This is a genomic window from Roseisolibacter agri (genome assembly GCF_030159095.1).
Taxonomy (GTDB): domain Bacteria; phylum Gemmatimonadota; class Gemmatimonadetes; order Gemmatimonadales; family Gemmatimonadaceae; genus Roseisolibacter; species Roseisolibacter agri.
In genome coordinates, this window is sequence record NZ_BRXS01000002.1 from 164,796 (window position 1) to 182,006 (window position 17,211).

Annotated in this window: 16 protein-coding genes and 1 other RNA gene; 9 read left to right on the top strand and 8 right to left on the bottom strand. The window is 73.3% G+C overall.

All coding sequences use genetic code 11. From position 1 onward, the window contains the following. Positions 1-10: 10 nt before the first annotated feature. The 3 genes from yidD to rpmH all read right to left on the bottom strand — a co-directional run bounded on the left by yidD (position 11) and on the right by rpmH (position 985). Entirely contained in the window at positions 11-205 is a 195-nt protein-coding gene (gene yidD, locus rosag_RS05355) for a membrane protein insertion efficiency factor YidD (protein WP_309298176.1), read from the bottom strand. Between the two features lie 83 nt (positions 206-288). Continuing rightward, on the bottom strand, positions 289-753 hold the full coding sequence (rnpA, locus tag rosag_RS05360; protein WP_284349020.1) for a ribonuclease P protein component: 465 nt from the start codon (positions 751-753) through the stop codon (positions 289-291). Between the two features lie 64 nt (positions 754-817). After that, the gene (gene rpmH, locus rosag_RS05365) at positions 818-985 is read right to left on the bottom strand and encodes a 50S ribosomal protein L34 (protein WP_275835241.1); all 168 of its coding nucleotides are present in this window, start codon (positions 983-985) and stop codon (positions 818-820) included. A gap of 345 nt (positions 986-1,330) precedes the next feature. On the opposite strand from rpmH, the gene dnaA reads away from it, so the two are divergent. Both dnaA and dnaN read left to right on the top strand, forming a co-directional pair. Further along, positions 1,331-2,833, top strand: coding sequence for a chromosomal replication initiator protein DnaA (gene dnaA / locus rosag_RS05370; RefSeq protein ID WP_284349021.1), 1,503 nt, complete (start codon positions 1,331-1,333; stop codon positions 2,831-2,833). Positions 2,834-3,214: 381 nt separating this feature from the next. Beyond that, positions 3,215-4,327: a DNA polymerase III subunit beta gene (dnaN, locus tag rosag_RS05375; RefSeq protein ID WP_284349022.1), complete on the top strand. Its 1,113-nt coding sequence runs from the start codon at positions 3,215-3,217 to the stop codon at positions 4,325-4,327. 87 nt (positions 4,328-4,414) lie between these two features. Here the strand turns inward: dnaN and rosag_RS05380 are convergent, their stop codons facing one another. Further along, a complete protein-coding gene (locus rosag_RS05380) occupies positions 4,415-5,647 on the bottom strand; it encodes an acyl-CoA desaturase (RefSeq protein WP_284349023.1) in 1,233 nt (410 codons plus the stop codon). Continuing rightward, a complete protein-coding gene (locus rosag_RS05385) occupies positions 5,647-6,297 on the bottom strand; it encodes a TetR/AcrR family transcriptional regulator (protein WP_284349024.1) in 651 nt (216 codons plus the stop codon). The genes rosag_RS05380 and rosag_RS05385 overlap by 1 nt, the downstream gene beginning before the upstream one ends. A 180-nt stretch (positions 6,298-6,477) precedes the next feature. Here rosag_RS05385 and rosag_RS05390 point away from each other — a divergent pair, with 180 nt between their 5' ends. Both rosag_RS05390 and rosag_RS05395 read left to right on the top strand, forming a co-directional pair. After that, complete coding sequence (locus rosag_RS05390) at positions 6,478-8,577, top strand: sensor histidine kinase (protein ID WP_284349025.1); 2,100 nt, start codon at positions 6,478-6,480, stop codon at positions 8,575-8,577. Positions 8,578-8,627: 50 nt separating this feature from the next. Then, positions 8,628-9,206 (top strand): DUF4126 domain-containing protein, encoded by a 579-nt coding sequence (locus tag rosag_RS05395; protein ID WP_284349026.1) that lies wholly within the window; start codon positions 8,628-8,630, stop codon positions 9,204-9,206. 9 nt (positions 9,207-9,215) lie between these two features. Here the strand turns inward: rosag_RS05395 and rosag_RS05400 are convergent, their stop codons facing one another. Further along, positions 9,216-10,148, bottom strand: coding sequence for a helix-turn-helix domain-containing protein (locus rosag_RS05400; RefSeq protein ID WP_284349027.1), 933 nt, complete (start codon positions 10,146-10,148; stop codon positions 9,216-9,218). 203 nt (positions 10,149-10,351) lie between these two features. Between rosag_RS05400 and rnpB the strand changes: the two genes are divergently transcribed. Together rnpB and rosag_RS05410 are read left to right on the top strand one after the other, a co-directional pair. Then, an RNA gene (gene rnpB / locus rosag_RS05405) (RNase P RNA component class A) lies at positions 10,352-10,807 on the top strand. A gap of 69 nt (positions 10,808-10,876) precedes the next feature. After that, entirely contained in the window at positions 10,877-11,788 is a 912-nt protein-coding gene (locus rosag_RS05410; protein ID WP_284349028.1) for a hypothetical protein, read from the top strand. A 167-nt stretch (positions 11,789-11,955) separates the two neighbouring features. Here the strand turns inward: rosag_RS05410 and rosag_RS05415 are convergent, their stop codons facing one another. Then, complete coding sequence (locus rosag_RS05415; RefSeq protein WP_284349029.1) at positions 11,956-12,897, bottom strand: DUF2268 domain-containing putative Zn-dependent protease; 942 nt, start codon at positions 12,895-12,897, stop codon at positions 11,956-11,958. 333 nt (positions 12,898-13,230) lie between these two features. Between rosag_RS05415 and rosag_RS05420 the strand changes: the two genes are divergently transcribed. Further along, positions 13,231-13,929, top strand: coding sequence for a DUF2225 domain-containing protein (locus rosag_RS05420; RefSeq protein WP_284349030.1), 699 nt, complete (start codon positions 13,231-13,233; stop codon positions 13,927-13,929). A 174-nt stretch (positions 13,930-14,103) separates the two neighbouring features. Here rosag_RS05420 and upp read toward each other — a convergent pair whose 3' ends face one another. Beyond that, on the bottom strand, positions 14,104-14,808 hold the full coding sequence (gene upp / locus rosag_RS05425; protein WP_284349031.1) for a uracil phosphoribosyltransferase: 705 nt from the start codon (positions 14,806-14,808) through the stop codon (positions 14,104-14,106). A 199-nt stretch (positions 14,809-15,007) separates the two neighbouring features. On the opposite strand from upp, the gene rosag_RS05430 reads away from it, so the two are divergent. Beyond that, positions 15,008-16,198: a radical SAM protein gene (locus tag rosag_RS05430; RefSeq protein ID WP_284349032.1), complete on the top strand. Its 1,191-nt coding sequence runs from the start codon at positions 15,008-15,010 to the stop codon at positions 16,196-16,198. Next, positions 16,195-17,124, top strand: a complete 930-nt coding sequence (locus rosag_RS05435; protein WP_284349033.1) for a hypothetical protein — start codon at positions 16,195-16,197, stop codon at positions 17,122-17,124. The genes rosag_RS05430 and rosag_RS05435 overlap by 4 nt, the downstream gene beginning before the upstream one ends. Positions 17,125-17,211 lie beyond the last annotated feature (87 nt).

Genomic DNA, 17,211 nt, shown 5'->3' on the forward strand with positions numbered 1-17,211 from the left:
GCCGCACGAGTCACGGCACCGGGTCGTAGCCGCCCGGGCGGAACGGATGGCAGCGGCCGATCCGCCGCACCGCCAGCCAGGCGCCGCGCCACGCGCCGTGGCGCTCGAGCGCCTCCAGGGCGTACGCGGAGCAGGAAGGATAATAGCGGCACTGGCCCCCGAAGACCGGCGACAGCGCCACCTGGTAGACGCGCACGCCGAACATGAGCGCCCGCGCGCCGAACGACGGCGGGGCTGCGACGACGGAAGGCTCGGAGGCGTCGGTCACGTGTGGGACCCTACGGCCGCTCACGGCTCGGGTTCCGGCGCCGGTTCCGCCACCGGCGGCGCGGGAGTGGGAGCGGATGCGGGCGGCAGCGTCAGCCGCGCGACGTCGCGCCGCACGCGCTCGATCTGCCGCGCCAGCTGCTCGAAGCTCGCGCCGTACGCCTCGGGGCGGACGCGCACGACGAGGGCGACGGGGGGCAGGGTGGGGAGGAGCCGCAGCCGCACCAGCTCGCGCAGCCGCCGCTTGAGTCGGTTGCGCGCCACGCCGCTCTGCCGGTGCTTGGGCACCACGATCCCCACGCGCGGGCGCGCCGGCTCGGCCGCCCGCGCGAGCGGGGAGTCGGCCCGCAGGAACGACTGAAGGGAAGCCAGGACGCGGACCTCGAGATGCTCGGTCCGGACCCGCTTCCCTTCGCGTCGTACCACGTCCAGCTCGGTGCCGCGCGTCAGTCGGTGCCGACGCGGAAAGCCCTGGGCAGGCGACATCGCGATCCGAGGACCGCCGCGGCCATCGACTCCACCGAAGTGGGGTCGGGCAGCCGCGCGGGGCTCAGGCCCCGGCGACGTACTTGGTCGGCAGCTGGACGGTCAGGCGCTTGCGCCCCTTCTTGCGGCGGCGGCTGAGAACTTCACGCCCCCACTTGTCCGCCATGCGCGCACGGAAGCCGTGCGTGCGGATGCGGCGCTTGTTCCGGGGCCGGTAGGTGGGCTTGCCCATGTCGTGCTCCAGCGGGGTCAGAAAGAACGGTCAGACGCAGCCGCGCAGGGAGACCCCCTGAGCCGGCGCAGACCGCCAAGACTAGCCGGGGCTGGAGCTTAGGTCAAGCCCGCCACATCCGCCGCCGCCCCGTAGCTCGCGCCGCCACACCGACTTCCGCGAGAAACATCTGGCGCGCACGTGAGACCGGGCAAGCCGCGCGGCCGCCCCAACGGCGTCGCCGTGACGCCCGTTACCATCGCGTTGACTTTTCCACACGACGCGCGCTACCTTCGCGCCCCCCGATCGGTCCCGCCCCTCGACCGACGGGCCCGCCTCACCCGAACTCGCCGTACCCGGTCCCTCATGTCGCTCTCGGCCGCCGAAGTCTGGGACCGCCTCCTCGCCCGCGCCCGCCAGGAGCTGCCCGAGCAGACCTTCCGCACCTGGCTGGAGCCGACCGCGGCCCTCTCGGTCGACGACCGCACCATCGTCGTTGGGACCCCGGACCGCTTCTCGGCCGAGTGGAACGAGTCGAAGCATGCGGCCCTCCTGAGCTCCTACGCGCCGGTCGCCCTCGGGCACCCCGTCCACGTCGTCTTCACGGTGGACGAGGAGCGCGAGAAGAAGCCCCAGATCGACTTCTTCATCGCCCCGCCGCCGCCCGTGCTGCCCGAGCGGCGCCCGACGGGCGGTGACCGCGCCACCTCGACGCTCGACGCTCGACGCTCGACGCTGGGGAATGCCCCGGCGATCTCCGCGCCGCTCAACCCGCGCTACACGTTCGACCACTTCGTCATCGGGAAGTCGAACGACGTCGCCGCCGCCGCGTCGCAGGGCGCCGCGCAGGCCCCCGGCAAGGTCTACAACCCGCTCTTCATCTACGGCGACACGGGGCTCGGCAAGACGCACCTGATGCAGGGCGTCGCGCACGCGATGCTGGAGCGCGATCCGTACACGCGGATCACCTACATCGGCACCGAGCAGTTCACCAACGAGTTCGTCGCCGCCATCCAGAGCCGCACGACGGCCGAGTTCCGCCGGCGCTACCGCGAGACCGACCTCCTGCTGGTCGACGACGTCCAGTTCCTGAAGGGGAAGGAGACGACGCAGGAGGAGTTCTTCCACACGTTCAACGCGATCTACGAGGCGGGGCGCCAGATCTGCCTCACGAGCGACCGCCCGCCCAAGGAGATCCCCGGGCTCGAGGCGCGCCTCGTCTCGCGCTTCGAGTGGGGCATGGTCGCGCACGTGGACCTGCCGGAGTTCGAGCACCGCGTCGCCATCCTCCGCAAGAAGGCGGAGCTGGACCACCTCGAGCTCACGATCCCCGACGAGGTCCTCGAGTTCATCGCGCAGCACGTGAAGTCGAGCGTGCGCGAGCTGGAAGGGTCGATCATCAAGCTGCTGGCGTACGCCTCGCTCAAGCGCGGCGACATCACCGTCGACCTGGCGCGCGAGGCGCTGCGCGACAAGCTGCGCTCCGAGGGCGCCGTCGAGGCGCTCGCCGTCGCCGCCCGCACCGGCACGCTGGTGAGCGCGCCCGGCCAGGCGCTCGGCATCCCCGCGGGCTCGCCGCTGACGCCCTTCGTCATCCAGCAGGCCGTGAGCGCCGAGTGGGGCGTGACGCCGGACGGGCTGCAGTCGAAGACGCGGACCAAGACGCTCACCGTGCCGCGCCAGGTCGCGATGTGGCTCACGCGCGAGCTGCTCGCGCTGCAGCTGGTGGAGATCGGGAGCGCGTTCGGCGGCCGCGATCACTCCACGGTCATCCATTCATTGGAGCGCGCCGTGGCGATGATGGCCGAGGACGAGGCGTTTCGCGCGCGCGTGGAGAAGGTGCGGCGCGTGTTGGAAACCCTGCGCTGATGCCCACCGGCTTCCACATCGCGGGCACGTACTCCACAGCGGCGGGGCCGCACTCCACACGCCGCGGTTCTCCACGGTGCCGCCACGTGGAGAAGGCCGCCGATCCCCACCGCCGTCCACATCGAGCCGGACCGATTCCCACTGGCAAAGTGCCGACGCCAGCGTAACTTCCGGCGGCTCTCGACACGTCCACAGCCTCTACTGGTACTGCTGTCTTCTAGATCTATAAAACAGCAAGTACCAGTCGGACCTGGGCAGATGTGGACGAGCCGCACGATCCCGCCCGCTCGACCGCTCGTTCCCGCAGCCGCGCGGCATCGTCCGTCGGTCTCGCGACTCCTCGCGTTTCAACCGCCCGTCTCGCGGGCACCCGTGCCGCTCATGCGCTTCACGATCTCCCGGGAGAAGTTGCAGGAAGGCCTCAGCGCCGTCGCGGCGAGCATCCCGGCCAAGACCACGCTGCCGGTGCTCGCCAACATCCTGCTCGAGACCACCGAGCGCGGGATCCGCCTGTCGGGCACGGACCTGGACATCGCGGTCAGCACGGAGGTCGCGGCCGACGTCGAGACCCCGGGCGCGATCACGATCCCGGCGAAGAAGCTCCAGGAGATCGCGCGCGAGCTCCCGCCCTCGCCCGTGAAGATCGCGGCCGCCGGCGAGCAGCGCGTGACGCTCGAGTGCGGCCGCTCGCGCTTCAAGCTCCTCGGCCTGCCGAAGGACGAGTTCCCGGCCTTCCCCGCGGTCCGCTTCGACGAGAGCTGGCGCATCAAGAGCGGCGACCTGCAGAAGCTCATCCAGCACACGTCGTTCGCCGTCAGCACCGAGGAGAGCCGCCCGATCCTCAACGGCGTGCTGTGGGAGCTGCGCCCCGAGCGCATGCGCATGGTGGCGACCAACGGCCACCGCCTGGCGCGCATGGAGCTCCCCATCGCGTCCACGGGCGCGGCGACGGGCGACCTGATCGTGCCGCCGAAGGCGCTCGACCAGATCCGCCGCCTCTTCCCGGCGGAGGAGGAGCTGGAGATCGCGCGCGGCGACAACCACCTCGGCTTCCGCTCGCCGTTCACGGCGGTGTACACGCGCCTGATCGAGGGGCCGTACCCGAACTACGAGCAGGTCATCCCGAAGGACAACGACAAGTACGCGATCGCCGACAAGGGCTCGCTCACGAGCGCGCTGAAGCGCATGTCGGTCATCGCGTCGGACCAGACGCACCGGATCCGCCTGTCGTTCAACGCGGGGATGCTGAAGTTCTCGGTGCAGACGCCCGACCTGGGCGAGGCGGCCGACGAGCTGCCGATCCGCTTCGAGGGCGACCAGCTCGACATCGGCTTCAACGCCAGCTACCTCCTCGAGATCCTGCGCTACATGCCGACCGAGGAGATCCGCCTCACGTTCAAGGCGCCGGAGCGCGCCGCGACGGTGGAGCCCGAGGGGTGGAGCGATCCGGCGAAGTACCTCTGCCTGGTGATGCCGCTGCGGCTGATGGATTGAGCTGGACCGAGCGCACGACGCTCGCGCGAACGACGAAGGGGGCGCTCCACTCGGAGCGCCCCCTTCGTGCATCCCGCATCGAATCGGTCAGGCCGGCAGCGGCGCCGGCCCCGCCAGCGAGGGCGCGAGCAGCTCGCGCGCGATCGCCTCCAGCAGCCGCTCCCGCGCCCGCAGCACGATCGTCTCCATCGACGGCGAGCTCGCGTACTTCTGCCGCGCCGCCTCGCGCAGCTCGTCCAGCGTCGGCACGTGCGGCAGGTGCAGCTCCGCCAGCCGCGCGGTCAGCTTCGCCACCGCCTCGTCGCGCGCGTGCTGCGCCGCGTGTCGTGCGTCGGCGAGCGCATGCTCCAGCACTTCACGCGACTCCTGCAGCCGCGCCGCGATCGCCGGCGCGTGGAAGCTCTCCGCCAGGTGGCGCGACACCTTCTCGATCACCGCGCGGCCCAGCTGCCGCTCGTTGCGCACGACATCGGCCGGCGGCTCACCGAGCTCCCACACGAGGCCGAGCCACGACATCGCCTTGAGGATGTAGAACGTCGGGTCGTACTCGTACCAGCGGAACCCCTGCCGCGTCGAGCGCTGGTACGCGTGGTGGTTGTTGTGCCACCCCTCGCCCAGCGTGATGACGGCGAGCCACCAGTTGTTGCGCGAGTCGTCGCCGGTCACGTAGCGCTGCTTCCCGTGCACGTGCGCCAGCGAGTTGATGAAGAAGGTGCCGTGGTACAGCAGCACCGTGCTCCAGAAGAACCCGACGAACAGCGCCGGCCACCCGCCGAGCGCGAAGCACGCGATCGCGAGCGTCGCCGCCGGCAGGTACGGATGCCGCTCGAGCCACATCAGCTCCGGATACTTCGTCAGGTCCGGGATGCTGTCGAAGTCCGTCGTGTCGTGCTGCGCGGTGAAGATCCAGCCGACGTGCGAGTACCAGAAGCCCATGTGCCGCGGCGAGTGCACGTCGTGCTCGGTGTCGCTGTGGCGATGGTGGTGCCGGTGCTTCGCCGCCCACCAGAGGATCCCGCGCTGCGCGGTGCTCTGCGCGATGAACGCGAGCACGAACTGCATCACGCGCCCCGTCTTGAACGAGCGGTGCGAGAAGTAGCGATGGTAGCCGGCCGTCACGCCGAACATCCGCACCACGTACAGCGCGAGGCAGAGCAGCAGCGCGCTCGCCGGCACGCCGCTCCAGAACGCGCCGATGCACGCCACGTGCACCAGGATGAACGCCAGCGGCGAGGGGTGGATGATGTCGTCGTGCGGCTCGTCGTGCGTGTGCGAAGGGGCGTGCTCGTGTCGAGCGTCGGGCGATGGCGCGTGCTGCATCACGGTGCGTCGGGAAACGTGGAGACGGGAGTCGAGCCGGGCGTGCGGAGGAGCGTGACCAGCGCCGCCATGGCGCGGTCGGCGTCGAAGCCGGAGGGGTCGTGCACGGCGCGCAGCGCGTTCCCCTCGACGAAGCTGGCCGCGACGCTGGCCAGCCCCGCCGCGCCGTCCGGCCCCCAGCGCCACGGCGCCTCCGCCACCACCGCCTCGGCCAGCGGCAGGAACGACGCGCGGTAGCGCGCGAGGGCCGCGCGGATGGTCTGGCGGATCACCGGGTCGTGGGTGCCCAGGACCCAGTAGGCGAAGAACAGCTCGACGCGGGCGCGGGCGCGCCGGAGCGCCAGCAGGTCGCGGCGGACCACGGCGAGCATCCGCTCGGACGCGGTCGCGTCGGCGGGCATGGAGGCCAGCAGCGCGGCCGTCGGCAGCTCGCCGGCGACCAGCGTGCTCGCCAGCAGCCAGTCGAGCAACGCGGCCAGCAGCGCGTCCTTCTCCCCGAAGTGGAAGAAGACGAGCCCACTGCTCACGCCGGCTTCGGCCGCCACGGCACGCGCGGTGACGCCGGCCAGCCCCTCGCGAGCGGCTACCGCGTATGCCGCGCGCAGGATCTCCGCTCGGCGCTCCTCCTCGGGCAGCTTGCGTCCGCCCATCGGCGCTACCCTCGGGCCGGCACGAGCCGGCGAATGATATTGCTCACGTGGTCAATGTAGAGGGTCGCTCACTGATCGGGCAATCAATGACGCGCCGTCCTACCCCCGGCAACCGCATCCACGGCGCCCTGCCGACGCCCATGTGACGTGCGCGCACGGGTTTCGCACTTCGCGCGGACCATGTCGCCGCCGCCCCGCACCTCCCACGCGCCGCACCCGCGCCCCGCCGCCGCCCCGCCGACGGCCGACGGACACGCGGGTGACGCCGGCGTGCCGGGCGGCGAGTATCCGTCGGTCGATCGGCGTGAGCGCCCCGACCGCCGCCGGCAGCGTCGAGACGGGGCCGCGGAGCGCCGGTCGCCCCTGTGGACGGAGCCCATCACTGGCCACGTGCCCGGCCCCACGGGCGGCGACGTGACCGTGGCCCTCGGACGCCCCGAGATCGCCGATGCCCCCGCCCCGGCCGCCGCGCTGGACCGCGACGCCCTCGGGACCCTCGTCGAGCTGGTGACCGACCCGCTCTGGGTCGTCGACCGCGACTGGCGCCTCCGCTTCGTGAACCGGCGCGCCGCGGAGCTCTGGCGCACGACCCCCGCGGCGGTGGTCGGCCGCTCCCTCTGGTCGGTGCTGCCGCAGGCCGCCGGCGGCGCGCTCCACGAGACGCTCGCCCGCGCGATGCGCGACCAGCGCACGGCGCACGTCGAGAGCTTCTCGTCGCCCCACAGCGGTCGCGTCGAGGTGAGCGCCTACCCGGTCGGCGACGGGCTCCTCGTCCTCCAGCGCGACGTCGCCCTGCTCCGCGCGGGCGACGAGGCCGCCCGCGCCATCGCCGCGGAGCGCCGCGCCCGCCAGGAGGCGGAGCGCCTCGCCGGCGAGCTGCGCGCGGCGCGCGAGGCGGCCGACCAGGCGCGCCGCAGCGCGGAGCAGGCGCGCGCCTCCGCCGAGGTGGCCGCCCGCGCCAAGAGCGACTTCCTGGCGACGATGAGCCACGAGCTCCGCACGCCGATCAACGCGGTCACCGGCTACGCGCAGCTGCTGGAGCTGGGCGTCGCCGGACCGGTCACGGACGCCCAGCGCGGCTACCTCGAGCGCGTCCTCACGAGCAGCCGCCACCTCCTCGGCCTCGTCGACGACGTGCTCGACCTCGCGCGCCTGGAGGCGGGCCGGCTGGTGATCGAGCGCGTCCCCGGCACGGTCGGCCCCCTCACGGGTGGCGCGCTGGCGCTGATCGCCTCCCAGGCGGCGGCCCGCGGCGTCCGCGTCGTCGAGCCGCCCCCGGAGGCCGACGCGCGCTTCGTCGGTGACGAGCATCGCGTCCGCCAGATCCTCGTCAACCTCCTCACGAACGCGGTCAAGTTCACGCCGGCCGGCGGGACGATCACGGTCGAGATCGCGAGCGACGTCCCGACCGGCGAGGACGGCCCGCGCGCCGGCACGGGCCCGTGGGTCACGATCCAGGTCCACGACACGGGCGTCGGAATCCCGCCGGCGCTCCATCAGGCGGTCTTCGAGCCCTTCGTCCAGGGCGACGGCAGCCGCACGCGCACCGTCGGCGGCACGGGGCTGGGCCTCGCGGTCAGCCGCGGCCTCGCGCGCCTGATGGGCGGCGACCTCACCCTCCGCAGCGAGGCGGGCCAGGGCGCGCACTTCACGATCTGGCTCCCGACACGCCTTCCCGATCCCCCGGCCCTCGCCTCCGACGAGACCCCCCGGCGCACCCGCGTCCCCCGCTCCCGCTCGGCCAGCGGCCAGCCGAAGGCCCAGCCGCTGGCCGCACGGGCCGTCGCGCGACCGTGGGAGGACGCGGAAGATGCCACGCATGGGCTCGCCACCGTCGGGACACGCCTGCGCCAGCGGCTGGAGCCGCTCCTCGAAGGCTACACGGCGCGCCTCCGCGCCGACCCGACGCTCCCCCAGGCGTCCGCCCTCGCGCGCGCCCAGCTCGAGGACCACGCCCTCAGCTTCGTCGCCGACCTGGCGCAGACGCTGGTCGCCCTGGAGCACAGCGGTGGCATGGACGCCGACCTGCTCCGCGACGGCAGCGCGATCCAGGAGGAGATCGCCTTCCGCCACGGCGAGCAGCGCTACCGGATGGGATGGGCGGAGCTCCACCTGCGCCGCGACTACGCCGTGATGCGCGACGAGATCGAGACGGTCGTACGCCAGACCGCCGCCATCGGCGGGATCGATGTCGCGCTCGCGCTCTCCGTGCTCCATCGCCTGCTGACCCGCGCCCAGGAAGTGAGCCTGCGCGGCTGGCGGCACGCCGCCTCCCGCTGAACGACCGTCACCGACCGCCGACCGCCTTCCCGCTCCCGAGCCACCCGCCCATGTCCGCGACCCTGCTGGCCCAGGCCATGGCGCTCGCCTCCGCCGCGGGCGTCAGCACCTACGCCACGGTCGCCCTCCTGGGCTTCGCGGCGCGCCAACAGTGGATCGACCAGCTGCCGTCCGCCCTCACGGGCCTGTCGAGCTGGTGGGTCATCGGCCTCGCGGCCGCGCTCTACCTCATCGAGTTCCTGGCCACGCTCGTCCCGGGGGTTGCCTCCGCCTGGGAGGCGGTCCACAGCACGCTGCGCCCGCTCGCCGGGACGGCCCTCGCGGTCGCGACCGCCTGGCACGCCGACCCCGCGATCATCGTCGCCGCCGGACTGCTGGGCGGCACGCTCGCACTCGGCACCCAGGCGACCAAGCTGGGCGCCCGCGTCGCGATCGATGCCAGCCCGGAGCCGGTCACGAACGGCGTCGCCAACGTCGCGGAAGCGGGCTTCGTCGCCACCATCGCCCTGCTCGTCTGGCAGCATCCGTGGATCGCGCTCGCCATCGCCCTGGCGACGACGGTCCTGATCGCGCTCCTCGTGCGCGCGGCGTGGCGCACGATCGGCCGCCTGCTCGGGCGCCGCGCCTGAGCCCCTTCATCAGACGCGCCCGAGCGGGGCGAAGCGCCTGAGTCGCGCGGCGTGCGGCGCGACCAACTCGTCGCGGAATCGCGCCAGCATCCGTTCAGCATCGTACTCGCGGCGGAACTGCGCGGCCCCGATGCCCAGCAGCATGCGCACGTGCCGCCCGAAGCTCTGCGCGCTGGAGTACTCCAGCTGGTCGGCCGCCGCGGCCAGCGTCGCGCTCCGGTTCTCGAGCAGGCGCGCCGCCCGCGCGAGCCGCGCGTACGCGAGGTAGCGCTTCGGGCTGGGCAGCCCCGCGCGCGCGAAGCGGCTCATGAGCGTCGTCGGCCGGACGCCCAGCCGGCGCGCCAGCATCTGCACGGTCACCGGCTCGGGCGGCACCTCGAACAGCGCGCCGAAGAAGCGCTGGCACCCCTCGCACGCCCCCTCCAGGTCGGGGGCGAGCCGCGCCAGCGCCTCCCGCCCCACCTGCCGCGCGGGATCGCTCCCGAGCACGTCGCGCAGCGACTGCCAGCCATCCGCCTGGCGCGCGTCGACCAGACAGCGGACGCCTGCCCGCCCCAGCGCCAGCAGCACCTGCGGCACGCCGGGCCCCGCGTCCGCCACCAGCGCGACGACCGGCACGCGCGGAAAGCCGCGCACGACGTCGCCCACCCGCGCGGCAGTCGCGCGCCCGCTTCGCGCCACCTGCGCCGTCGAGACCACCACGGCGGCGCACGAGCGCCCGCGCAGCTCGTGCACGACGTCCTCCATCGCGTCGCGGTGCACCGCCTCGAACGCACCCAGCCCGACGGCCTGCACGCGCAGCCGCTCGTCCGGCGTCAGCAGCGTCACGACCGGCGCGACGCGCGCGGGCTCGCCGCCGGCGGTGGCCGATCGGACCGACTCGCGCGGCCGGTAGGTCAGCGGCGCGCCGACTGGCGACCGGTAGCCGGCGCGCCGCCGCACCGCGACGGGGGCGCCACCCCCACCGCCATCCGTCTCTCCCTCATGGTACCGCATCGTCCGTCACTCGCCTCCCTGCACGCGGGTCCGACGTCGGCGTCGGCGCCGACGCGTGTCGCCAACGTGGGAGGCCGGCGGTGCGCGGACCTCATCCGGAGGAGGCGTCGCGTGCCGCGGCGACGCGGCCGGTGTATGATTCGGACGTGGCGGCCGGCCGGACGGTCGCGAGTGGCGCGGGCGACCGCGTCCACCCGAGGAAAGTCCGGGCTCCGCAGGGCAGACCGCCAGGTAACGCCTGGGCGCGCGCGGCACTCCACCGCGTGCGACGGACAGTGCAACAGAGAGCACACCGCCGATGGCCCCGGGCGCGCGAGCGTCCGCGGCACAGGCAAGGGTGAAAGGGTGCGCGGCAGGATCCGCGGCCGGCGGGGGGCGAGAGCGCCCCGTCAGGCGGGTAAGAGCCCACCGCGCCCCCGGCAACGGGGGCGGCACGGTAAACCCCGGTCGGAGCAAGGCCAAGTAGGCGGCGAGGGACGGCCCGTCCCGTCAAAGCCGCGGGTAGGCTGCTGGAGCGTCCCGGGTGACCGGGCGCCGAGAGAAATGACCGTCCGGGCGGCGTTCACGCCGTCCGACAGAACCCGGCTTACAGGCCGGTCGCCACGTTCCGCCCCGCGCGCTCCGGCTCGCGGGGCGGGACCGTCTCCGCCCCACCCGTCGCCGGAAAGGCTCGCGTGCCCCGTCCTCCGTTCCGCGTCCTGACCGTGATCGCGCTGGGCGCCTGCGCCGGACGCGCGCCCGCGCCGACCGACGCGCCGGCGCCGTCGCCGCGCCCGCCCGCCGGCGCGACGCCCACCCCCGCCCCGTCGGCGACCACCTCGTGGCGCTTCGCCTGGTCGCCGGACGTGCAGGCGTTCGCGGTGCGCACCGAGGCCGACGTCGAGCGCACCGGTGGCGGAAGCGCTTCCGGAGGCGGCGCGGAGCGCGAGCGCGTCGAGAGCTCGGCCCACGTGTCGCTGGCCGTGCAGCCGGCCGGCAGCGGCGGGACGCGCGCGGTGGTGGGCCGCGTGGACTCGCTGCGCGTGCGCGCGTCGGCGCGCGTGTCGGGCGGTGCGGATCCGGCGCCGGCGCCGCCCGTCGGGCTACGGGGGAGCGTGAGTCCACGCGGCGCCGTGCGTCTGGACGTCGACGGCACCGCCGCCGCCGGCGGGTGCGGGACGCCGACCGGCGCGTCGGCGCTCACCGCGCTGGCGGTGGCGCGCGAGGCGCTGCCGCGCGTGCCCGCGGGAACGACGCCGCTCACCGTCGGCGCGCGCTGGCGCGACACCGTGGCCACCACGACCTGCGCCGGTCCGCTGCCGGTGAGCGTGCAGGCGATCGCCGCCTACGAGGTCGAGCGGCAGGAGGGCGCGCTGCTGCGCGTGCGCCGCCGCGCCAACAGCACGCTGCGCGGCCAGGGCTTCGCCGGCGGGCAGTCCGTCCGCGTCACCGGCACCGGCATCGCCGACGCGACGCTGCTGCTCGATCCCGCGCGCGGCGTGCTGCGCGGCGTCACCGGCGAGGGGCGCACGACGATGACGATGACCATCGGCACCGCGACGCACGCGTTCGAGCAGCGGACGCGCGTGACCGTGCAGGCGCGCTAGGCGGGCGACGGAACGGCAACAACAGCAAGGATGAAAGTCCGAGCAGATCGGATGACGACGGATGGCTCCGCGTGGTGGCGAAGAACGTCGCACCACGCGGAGCCATCCGCTCTTATCAGATCCTGTCCGATCGTATCCTTGCCAAATGCAGTTCGGGTCGGGCGCGCCTACGCCGTCGCCACCACGTGCGTCTGCCCCGCCGTGCACAGCTCCTCGGCCGATGCGCGGATCGCCCAGCCCGCGCCGCGCGACGCGATCGCCGGCTCGACGAGGCGGGCACCGACGTAGTAGCCCGCGCGCTCCGGGATGACGTAGCGGTCGTACGTGCGCGCCTCGTCGCTCATGCCGCCCGACAGCCACCGCAGGCGCAGGCCGAGTCCCGACGTGTCCAGCTCCGGCGCCACCGCGCGCGCGAGCATCGGCTCCAGCTCGCGGATGCGCGCGTACTGGCGGCGGCCGTAGCCGAAGTACTCCCACGCCGCGTGGCCCGGCGCGACGAGGCGCGACACCTCGACCGCGAGGCCCTCGTTCACCAGGTGCTCGCGCAGCGCGCCGCGGCGCCCCGTCTCCCAGTAGGAGTAGTAGCCGCCCGCCTCGTGGACGAGCGTGCGCAGCGCGCTGCGGCTGGTGGGCGACGTGTAGCGCACCGCGTGCGCCGCCTCGTGCGCGACCCACAGCGGCACCAGCCCCGGATCGAGGCCGAGTCCCTGCGTGGCGGGGTTCGCGATGCCGGTGAAGTGCTCGAGGCAGACGAACGCCGTGCCGCGGCCGTCGACCACCAGCTCGCCCGCGTTCGCGGCGCCCACGCCCACCATCACGACGACGTCGATCTCGACGTCCGGCTCCAGCACGTCGGCGGCGCGCCGCGCAGCGTCGGCGGCCAGCGCGACGACGTCGATCTGCTCGAGCATCGCGTGCAGGTCGTCACGCGGCGCGGCGACGGTCGCCCGCACGACTTCCTCGAAGTGCGGCCCGTCCGGATCGACGACGTAGTTGTCCCAGTACGCCGCCAGCAGCGCACGATGCGTCTCGAAGTAGCGCTGGTACGCCGCGACGCGGTCGCCGTGCTGCAGGACGGCCAGGAAGTCGGGCAGGAGATTGATCAGCATCGACGAGGCGGGGCGACACCACCGCGCGAACGGCGTCCGCCGCAGGTGGGAGGCGCGAGAAGATACCCCGCCATCAGGGGCACGAACAAGGCCGCGCGGTGCCGACTGCGACGTCCTGTCATCCGCGTGTCATCGACGTGTGATCCGCGTCGCAGGCCGTCGCGGAACCCGCCGACGAACAGGCCCGCTCTCGCGCGCAACGTGGCATGGAATTGGCTTTTCCAGGGGTCACGAACGCCGTCGCAGAGCGGCCAACCTCCGGTCAGACCCACACTTACGCCGCAGAGCCGCGCGAAGGACAGGTCGGCACCGAGTACGAGCGGGAGAAGGACCATGACCACGCTTCAGCAAATCGAATTGACCTGCCCGGTGTGCGAGACGCACTTCCGGTCGCAGGCCGTGGTGTCGACGAACTCCTTCGGCGGAAAGCGCACGGACTTCCACGAGCGCGCCGCCGGCACGCAGCCGCTGCCCTACCTCGTGCACATGTGCGAGCGCTGCGGCTACACCGGCGCCGAGCGCGACTTCACGGAGGAGGCGGACGTCTCGCCGATGCTCCGCGAGCAGGTGTGGACGGAGCTCGCGCCGCAGGTCGCCGCGTCGAGCGCGCTGCAGGGCGCCCTCCCCGGCGCCGCGCCGAGCAAGCCGGGCGTCCTCGGCTCCGAGAAGTACGAAGCCGCCGCGAAGGTGGCCGAGTGGCAGGGGATGGAGCCGCGCCACGTCGCGGACCTGCTGCTGCGCGCCGCGTGGTGCTGCGTCGACGAGGGCGACATCGAGGCCGAGCGCTTCTTCCGGCGCAAGGCGGCGTGGGCGTTCGAGCGCGCGCTGGACGGCTTCGACGGCGTCGCGCCCGAGGAGCGCGCGGTGCTCACCTACCTCGTGGGCGAGCTGTGGCGCCGCGTCGGCGACGGCGACAAGGCGCGGCAGTGGTTCGACCAGGTGCCGCAGGAGGTCGCGGACGTGACCACGCAGCAGTGGGTCATCGATGCGGCGCGGCAGCAGCGGGATTGTCCGCGGGAGTGGTTCGGATAGGCGCGGTACCGCGGAGGACGGAACGGCGGAGGGCGGTACTGCGGAGAGCGGAACGGCGTGAGACGGAACGGCGGACCCTGCGAGCTTGGAGCATCAAGCCTGGAGGGTCCGCCGTTCCGTCTCACGCCCCATCGTCCTCCGCTCCATCATTCTCCGCCGTTCCGTCCTCCGCCCTTACCGAGTCCCGAACAGTCGATCGCCCGCGTCGCCGAGCCCCGGCAGGATGTACCCCTGCGGGTTCAGCTCGCGGTCGAGCGACGCGCAGTAGATGGTGACGTCGGGGTGCGCCTCGGCCAGGCGCCGCACGCCGACCGGCGCGGCGACGAGGCAGAGGAACTTGATGCGCGTCGCGCCCGCGCGCTTGAGCGACGTCACCGCGCTCGCCGCGCTGCCACCGGTGGCGAGCATCGGGTCGAGCACGAAGAAGTCGCGCTCCGCCGCGTCGCCGGGGACCTTGAAGTAGTAGTCCACCGGCTCGAGCGTGTCGTGGTCGCGGTAGAGGCCGATGTGGCCCACGCGCGCCGCCGGCACGAGGCGCAGGATCCCCTCGACCATGCCGAGCCCGGCGCGGAGGATCGGGACGAGCGTGAGCTTCTTGCCGCTCACCTCGTGGCCGACCGTGCGCTCCAGCGGCGTCTCGACGGACACCTCGGCCAGCGCGAGGTCGGCGGTGGCCTCGTAGGCCATCAGCATCGCGATCTCGTCGACCAGCTCCTTGAAGATCTTGGTCGGCGTGCGGCGGTCGCGCAGCAGCGCGAGCTTGTGCTGCACCAGCGGGTGCCGCACGACCACGAGCGAGGCGGGCGTGTCCGCGTTGGTCGGCGCGCTGCCGTGCGCGTGGCCCTGCGCGACCGCGTCGGGCGTCGAGGTGGTGTCCATGCGGCGCAAGCTAGCGAGGCCCGGGACGGCGCAGAATGCCGCGTGACGGACGCGCGACAGGCGGCGCGCGCCTGCTCGCGCCGCTCTGGCGGGGAGATGCGTGCTGCGTATCTTCGCCGCAGTCGGGCCCATCAGCCGTCAGGACGCGCAGGCGTGACGCGTGGGCCGCCCGTTCCGGCATCCTCATCACGGAGACCGCGTGACCCTCCGCTCCACCATGCGCGCCCTCGTGCGCGATCGCCTCAAGCAGCACCCGCGCGTCTGGAAGGCACTCGTCGAAGCCGACACGCATCTGGAGCGGGCGCGCCACTCGGCGGCGACGGTGATCCCGGCGCTCATTCGCCCGGAGCCGCGGCACCTCGAGATCGCCATCACGGCGCACTGCAACCTGCGCTGCATGGGCTGCCGCTACGGACGCGAGTTCATGCCGGGCAGCCAGCTGCCGTGGCCCGTCGTCCGCGACCTGCTGGACGACGCGAAGGCGGCCGGGTTCTGGGACGTGCGCTTCTACGGAGGCGAGCCGCTCCTGCATCCGGATCTGCCGCGCATGATCGCGCACGCGCGCAGCATCGGCCTGGGCGCGTACGTCACGACGAACGGGATCCGCCTCGGCGACCGGATCGACGAGCTGTACGCCGCGGGGCTGCGCACCATCAACATCGGCTTCTACGGGACGGGCGCCACGTACGACGCCTACGTGCAGCGGAAGGACCGCTTCGAGCAGCTCACCAGGAGCCTCACGACGGTTCGCGAGCGCTACGGCTCGGACATCATGCTGCGCATCAACTGGCTGCTCATGCGTCCCTCGTGCAGCATCGAGGCGCTGCACTCCGCGTGGAGCTTCGCCGAGCGGTTCGATGCGCGCTTCCAGGTCGACCTGGTGCACTACTCGCTTCCGTACTTCACCGAGGGCCCCGACCGGATGCTGCAGTTCCGTCCCGAGGACCGCCCCGCCGTGGAGGAGGTGATCGCCGAGGTGTTGCGGCTGCGGGAGGCACATCCGGCGCGCTTCAACCACAGCGTCGAGGGGCTGCGCTCGGTGCCGGACTGGGTCATGAAGCTCGGCGACATGCGCGTGCCGTGCGACAGCCACCAGATGCTCTGGGTGGGCGCCGACGGCACGGTGCAGCAGTGCTATGTCACGTACCGGCTCGGCAACCTGCACGAGCAGCGCCTGCGCGACATGCTCTTCACGCGGGAGCACAACCGGTGCGCGCGCGACAGCTTCGCGCTCGGGTGCCCGAACTGCCACTGCCATTACGACCGGCGCGTACAGAAGCACGCGCCGAGCCGCGCGAAGTACTCGGCCGCCACCGCGCCGGACGTGCGCGTGCCGGCGCCTGCACCCGGACGCGTGCTGCCGACGCTGCCGAGCGCTCCCCCCGCGTGACCGTCGCCGCACCGACGGAGCTGGACCTCACGTTCACGGCGTCGGGTGCGACCCAGCACGTGTTCGTTTCCACCCACGAGCCGAGCGACGGCTGGGTCTACAAGACGCCGGCGATCCTCGATGCACTGCTGCCGTCACCGGTCACGTGGCGTACGGCGGTCGCCACGAGAGGATGGAAGCGCGCGGTGCTCGCGGCGTGCGTCGACGCCCGTCGACGGCTCGAGACCCACGATGGCGAGCGGCCGGTCCGCCTGCGCACGCTCGCCCGCCATGGCCTGCAACGCACCGCGACTCTCGCCGATCGCTGCGTCGATCACGCGTGGGCGGTGCGGCACCGGTCGGCGCGCCTTCGCCAGTTCCAGCGCATGTGCCTCGCGCTGCGCGAGCTGGCGTGCGGGCCGGCGAGCGACGTGGTGCTCCCGTTCCGGATCCTTCACGCGCGCTGCACGCTGCGCGTGGACGGGAGGGCGCACCAGTACGCCGGTCCGGTGCTGCAGCAGCGCCGGGCCGACCACTTCTTCGACTTCTTCACCGGCTTCGCCCTGTTCCGCTGGGCGGACGTCGCCGAGGGGCAGCACCGCCTCTGGCGCTGTGGGGTGGGGTTGGTGGACACGGACGAGATCCTTGGCCCGCGGAACTGGGCGCTGCTCGACGGCCGTCTGCATCTCGCCGACACCGGCTCCCTGACCACCGACCTGGCGCTGGCGCGCCGCGCGGTGGCCGCCGAGCTGCTGGACGCGCGCGAGGCGCAGATTCCCGTGTGGTGGCCGGCGAGTGCGGGGGAGCCGCTCGCCGAGTACTTCGCGTTCGTCCGCCGCGACGTCGGCGAGGCGCGCCTCGGCGCGCTGTGGGGGCTGGACCGGGCACGTCGCGACTGCAGCGAGCGCTCCACGCCTCGGTTGGTGCGCGGATCGGGCACAGGCTAGCGAGGCCCGGGACGGCGCAGAATGCCACCGCGGGACGCACGGGTCCGGTACGTGCAAGCTGATGCAGAACAGATGCGGTGGACGGCA

Bases quoted from the DNA above. Each gene is read 5' to 3' on its own strand.
- rosag_RS05390 (WP_284349025.1), top strand. From the start codon at position 6,478: ATGTCGCCGCCGCCCCGCACCTCCCACGCGCCGCACCCGCGCCCCGCC.
- dnaA (WP_284349021.1), top strand. From the start codon at position 1,331: ATGTCGCTCTCGGCCGCCGAAGTCTGGGACCGCCTCCTCGCCCGCGCC.
- rosag_RS05420 (WP_284349030.1), top strand. From the start codon at position 13,231: ATGACCACGCTTCAGCAAATCGAATTGACCTGCCCGGTGTGCGAGACG.
- rosag_RS05395 (WP_284349026.1), top strand. From the start codon at position 8,628: ATGTCCGCGACCCTGCTGGCCCAGGCCATGGCGCTCGCCTCCGCCGCG.
- rosag_RS05415 (WP_284349029.1), bottom strand. From the start codon at position 12,897: ATGCTGATCAATCTCCTGCCCGACTTCCTGGCCGTCCTGCAGCACGGC.
- upp (WP_284349031.1), bottom strand. From the start codon at position 14,808: ATGGACACCACCTCGACGCCCGACGCGGTCGCGCAGGGCCACGCGCAC.
- yidD (WP_309298176.1), bottom strand. From the start codon at position 205: ATGTTCGGCGTGCGCGTCTACCAGGTGGCGCTGTCGCCGGTCTTCGGG.
- rnpA (WP_284349020.1), bottom strand. From the start codon at position 753: ATGTCGCCTGCCCAGGGCTTTCCGCGTCGGCACCGACTGACGCGCGGC.
- rpmH (WP_275835241.1), bottom strand. From the start codon at position 985: ATGGGCAAGCCCACCTACCGGCCCCGGAACAAGCGCCGCATCCGCACG.
- rosag_RS05385 (WP_284349024.1), bottom strand. From the start codon at position 6,297: ATGGGCGGACGCAAGCTGCCCGAGGAGGAGCGCCGAGCGGAGATCCTG.
- rosag_RS05380 (WP_284349023.1), bottom strand. From the start codon at position 5,647: ATGCAGCACGCGCCATCGCCCGACGCTCGACACGAGCACGCCCCTTCG.
- dnaN (WP_284349022.1), top strand. From the start codon at position 3,215: ATGCGCTTCACGATCTCCCGGGAGAAGTTGCAGGAAGGCCTCAGCGCC.